The 4,203-nt window shown below is 72.8% G+C and carries 4 protein-coding genes and 1 pseudogene; 1 reads left to right on the top strand and 4 read right to left on the bottom strand.

Annotation, left to right across the window (positions count from 1 at the left end; genetic code table 11):
* From VFM98_RS12785 to mnmA, 4 genes are all read right to left on the bottom strand, one after another.
* Nucleotides 1-868 (bottom strand): sensor histidine kinase N-terminal domain-containing protein (locus tag VFM98_RS12785; RefSeq protein WP_325110305.1); only part of this gene is annotated, 868 nt, incomplete at its 3' end.
* Nucleotides 865-1,554: a response regulator transcription factor gene (locus VFM98_RS12780; protein WP_325110306.1), complete on the bottom strand. Its 690-nt coding sequence runs from the start codon at nt 1,552-1,554 to the stop codon at nt 865-867. The genes VFM98_RS12785 and VFM98_RS12780, both read right to left, overlap by 4 nt.
* Nucleotides 1,555-1,660: 106 nt before the next feature.
* On the bottom strand, nt 1,661-2,752 hold the full coding sequence (locus tag VFM98_RS12775; protein ID WP_325110304.1) for a hypothetical protein: 1,092 nt from the start codon (nt 2,750-2,752) through the stop codon (nt 1,661-1,663).
* Complete coding sequence (mnmA, locus tag VFM98_RS12770) at nt 2,749-3,912, bottom strand: tRNA 2-thiouridine(34) synthase MnmA (RefSeq protein ID WP_325110303.1); 1,164 nt, start codon at nt 3,910-3,912, stop codon at nt 2,749-2,751. The genes VFM98_RS12775 and mnmA overlap by 4 nt, the downstream gene beginning before the upstream one ends.
* Before the next feature lie 32 nt (nt 3,913-3,944).
* Here mnmA and VFM98_RS12765 point away from each other — a divergent pair.
* Nucleotides 3,945-4,203 (top strand): annotated as a pseudogene (locus VFM98_RS12765) (hypothetical protein); the annotation flags it as partial.

The raw sequence follows: 4,203 nt of genomic DNA, 5'->3' as shown, positions 1-4,203 counted from the left end.
CCAGCGCCTGGCTGGCCCGCGTCTCGCTGGCGGCGATGCCTTGCAGCTGCTCGCGCCAGACTTCCGGATCGCGGTGGCGCAGGCCGTATTCCGCCTGCGCCCGGATGCCGGCCAGCGGCGTGCGCAGTTCGTGCGCCACGTTGCCGGTGAATTCGCGCTGGGCGCGGGCGCTTTCCGCCAGCCGCCCGAGCAGCAGGTTGATCGCCTGCGCCAGGTCGTGCGCCTCGGCCGAGTCGGCCTGCACCGGCACCGGCGTGAAGTCGCCGGCCTGGCGCGCCTCCACCGCCGTGCGCAGCTGCGACAGCGGCGCGATGTCCTGCGCGATCGAGCGGCGCAGGCGCCACGCCAGCACCGCCAGCAGCAGCAGCTGCGGCGCCAGCGAGAAGAACAGCAGCTCGCGCACGAGATCGGAACGTTCGCTGGTGCTCTGCGCCACCGTGACGGAGAAGGCCGCCGGCTCCGTGACCGCCAGCGCCACCACCCGGAAGCGCTGCCCTTCGATCTCGGCATCGTGGAAGCTGTGCCCCGCCGGGGCAATCCGCCGGGGGGCGGGCAGCTGCGCATTCCCGGCGAGCCGCGCGCCGTCGGGGCCGCGCACCGTGAACAGCATGGTTTCGCGCTGGTCGAACAGCACGTCCTCCACCTCGCGCGGCGAGAGCTGGAAGGCGAGCCGCTGGTCGCGCACCTGCACCTTGGAGGCGAGCAGGTAGGCGTCGTCGAGCAGCGAGCGGTCGAAGGCACGCTGCGTGAACCACTGGCCGACGCCGACCGCGGCGCCCGAGCCGAGCAGCCACGCCAGCCCGAGCCACAGCAGCACGTGCCGCAGGACGTTCTGGCGCAGGGACGGCCGGCCGCGCCGCAGCTTCACCGGGCCTCCTCCAGCACGTAGCCCAGCCCGCGCAGGGTGCGGATGTGCACCCCCGAGTCGACCAGGCGCTTGCGCAGCCGCGAGATGAAGGCCTCGAGCGCGTTCTCGGTCAGCAGCTCGTCGAGATCGGACAGCTTGACCGACAGCTCGCGCTTGCTCACCACCCGGCCGGCGGGCGTCATCAGCTCCCAGAGCACCTCGAACTCGCGCGCCGGCAGCTGCAGCAGCTCGCCGTGCAGCAGGATCCGGCGGGCGCGCCGGTCCAGCGCGAGCGCCCCGACCTGCACGTGGTCGGCCGTGCCCTGGCTGCGGCGCACCAGGGCGCGCAGGCGGGCCTCGAGTTCGTCGAGGTCGAAGGGCTTGCCCAGGTAGTCGTCGGCGCCGGCGTTGAGGCCCTCGATGCGCTCGGACGTGCGGTTGCGCGCCGTCAGCACCAGCACCGGCGTGCGGTCGCCGCGGGCGCGGGCCGCGCGCAGCAGCGCCAGCCCGCTGCCCAGGCCGCTGAGCGCATGGCCGGAATGGGGCAGGTTCAGGTCCAGCACCACCACGTCGAAGGACTGGATGCGCCAGACGTGGTCGCCGGCGGCGATGTCGCCGGCCTCGTCGACGCGGCATCCGGCGTCCTCCAGGCTGCGCCGGATCACCTGGCGCAGGGTCGGATCGTCTTCCACCAGCAGCACGCGCATGAGCAGGGTGTAGCGCTTCGCCCGCGCCCTGGCGCTAAGTGCTTCCACTTACTCGCGGGGTCAGGCGGCGTTCAGGTGCCGGCACGCAGCCCGCAAACCGCTCGACTCAACTCCGCCAGCCTTGCAGCAGCACCGCCGGCCACAGCACCGCCGGCAGGAACAGCACGATGCCGGGCTGCACCGGGCTGAGGACGACCGGGAAGGTGCGGTGCGCCAGCACCCGGGCCGGGAGGTAGCCGCGGTCGAAGTAGGTGGTGGCGATCTTCAGCGGGTAGGGGCTGATCGCCGGCGGCACGTCGAGCCCGAAGGCGCGCGTGTTCTCGTCGGCGAGGTACTTCGAGACGCCGGCCAGCGCCGGGTCCTCGAACGCCTGGCCCTTGAGCGCCAGCAGGGCCTGTGCCACGTCGTCGAGCGCAGCGGCGGGCGCGCGGCCGGTCGGGTCGTAGACCACTTCGCCCGGCGCGCCGCCGGGCGCCTCGGGCGCGAGGAGCGCCTGGTTGGCCTGGATCACCGCGCCCCAGGCCACGCGGCCGTGGCGCAGCACGTGCGGCACTGCGGCGAAGAAGCTGGCCAGCGGGTCGTTCTGGGCCCAGGCCGGCGGCTGGATCTCCAGCGCGGCGCGGTCGCGGGCGCCGCAGCGCGAGATCGCTTCCTGCAGCTCGAAGGGATAGCCGAAGCCGGGCGCCGCCGGCAGCGGCAGGGCGCTGGCCTGCAGCGCGGGCGGGATGAGCGCGCCGGCGCTGAAGGCCACGCTCTTGTCGGTGCCGCCGAACAGCCGGCCGCTGATCGCCACCAGCGGCGCGAAGTCCGCCAGGCGCGCGCCCGCGCCGGGGAAGTTGCAGACGATGCTGGTCTCGAAGCTGCGCTGGCCCAGCGCGCCCTCGAGCCGCGCCAGCCCGGAGTGCTGGTGGGCGATCCATTCCGGCGCGCAGTGCAGCGTGCGGCCCACCACGTCGGCGACGTAGAACGCCAGCAGGTACAGCAGGTTCTGCCCCGGCGCGTCGGCCAGGAAGGCCTCGCGCTGCGGCTTCTTCGCCGTGCGCAGGGCATCGAGGAAGACGTCGACGCGGGCCAGGCTCGCAGGCGAGTGGTCGAGGGCGAGGCGGCGCAGCAGCGGCTCGAAGGCGATGCCGCCGGGGATCCCGGAGCGCTGCTCCCAGGCCTGCAGGTAACAGAGCGCGCTGAGGGCGGGGCTCACGTGGCGGCTTGTGGTTGGGGGGCTTCGGCGGCGTGCGCGGCGGCGATCACGCCGCCGCCCAGGCAGACCTCGCCATCGTAGAGGACGGCCGACTGGCCGGGTGTCACGGCCCACTGCGGGTCGTCGAAATCGAGCCGGAAACCGTCGCGGGTGCGCGTCAGCGTGCACGGCGCGTCGGCCTGGCGGTAGCGGGTCTTGGCCGCATAGGCGCCGGGGGGCGGCGGCTCGCCGGCGATCCAGCTCGCGTCGTCGGCCTCGAGGGCGGAGGACTGCAGCCACGGGTGCTCGTGGCCCTGCACCACCCACAGCGTGTTCTTCGCCATGTCCTTGCGGGCCACGAACCAGGGCGCGTGCTCGCCACCGCCGCGCTGCGCGCCCTTCTCCTTGATGCCGCCGATGCCCAGGCCCTGGCGCTGGCCCAGGGTGTAGAAGGACAGGCCCACGTGGCGGCCGATCACGCGCCCCTTCGGGTCCTTGATCGGGCCGGGCTCCTTGCTGATGTAGCGGTTGAGGAATTCGCGGAAGGGGCGCTCGCCGATGAAGCAGATCCCGGTCGAATCCTTCTTCTTCGCATTGGGCAGGCCGATCTCCTGCGCGATGCGGCGCACCTCGGTCTTGCGCAGTTCGCCCACGGGGAACAGCGTCTTCGCCAGCTGGGCCTGGTTCAGGCGGTGCAGGAAGTAGCTCTGGTCCTTGCTGTCGTCCAGGCCCTTGAGCAGCTCGAAGCGGCCGGCGCCGGCTGGACCGGCGCCTCCCGGGCTTCGTTCGCGCACGCGCGCGTAGTGGCCCGTGGCGATCTTCTCGGCGCCGAGGCGCATGGCGTGGTCGAGGAAGGCCTTGAACTTGATCTCGGCGTTGCACAGCACGTCCGGGTTGGGCGTGCGGCCGGCCTGGTATTCGCGCAGGAATTCGGCGAAGACGCGGTCCTTGTATTCGGCCGCGAAGTTGACGTGCTCGATCTCGATGCCCAGCACGTCGGCCACGCTGGCGGCGTCCACGAAGTCCTCGTTGGACGAGCAGTACCCGCTGTCGTCGTCGTCTTCCCAGTTCTTCATGAAGATGGCGACGACCTCGTGACCCTGCTGCTTGAGCAGCCAGGCGCTGACCGCGGAGTCCACGCCCCCGCTCAGACCGACGACGACGCGCGACTTCCGAACCATGTGTGCGATTATCGTTGGCGACCCGAGTCCCCATGCTCCAACGGCCCACTCCAGTGAAGCTGCCGCGGCAGCGGATGTCGCCCCAGGCGGCCGCCGCCACCGGGGTGCTGCACGTCGCGCTCGCGTGGATGCTGCTGCAGGTCGCACCGGTGCAGCAGGCGGTGCGCCGGGTGGTCTACCAGGCGGTGCAACCCGCGGCGGCCCCGGCCGCCGCCCCGGGGCCTGCCGCGGCGCCCAGCCATGCGATCACGCTGCCGGCGGAGCGCGGCACGCGGGGCGATCCGCTGTCTG

The organism is Ramlibacter sp. (genome assembly GCF_035706265.1).
Lineage (GTDB): Bacteria > Pseudomonadota > Gammaproteobacteria > Burkholderiales > Burkholderiaceae_C > Ramlibacter.
Note: the sequence above shows the minus strand (reverse complement) of the source record. Positions and strands in the feature narration are given on the sequence as shown.

Bases quoted from the DNA above. Each gene is read 5' to 3' on its own strand.
- VFM98_RS12780 (WP_325110306.1), bottom strand. From the start codon at position 1,554: ATGCGCGTGCTGCTGGTGGAAGACGATCCGACCCTGCGCCAGGTGATC.
- mnmA (WP_325110303.1), bottom strand. From the start codon at position 3,912: ATGGTTCGGAAGTCGCGCGTCGTCGTCGGTCTGAGCGGGGGCGTGGAC.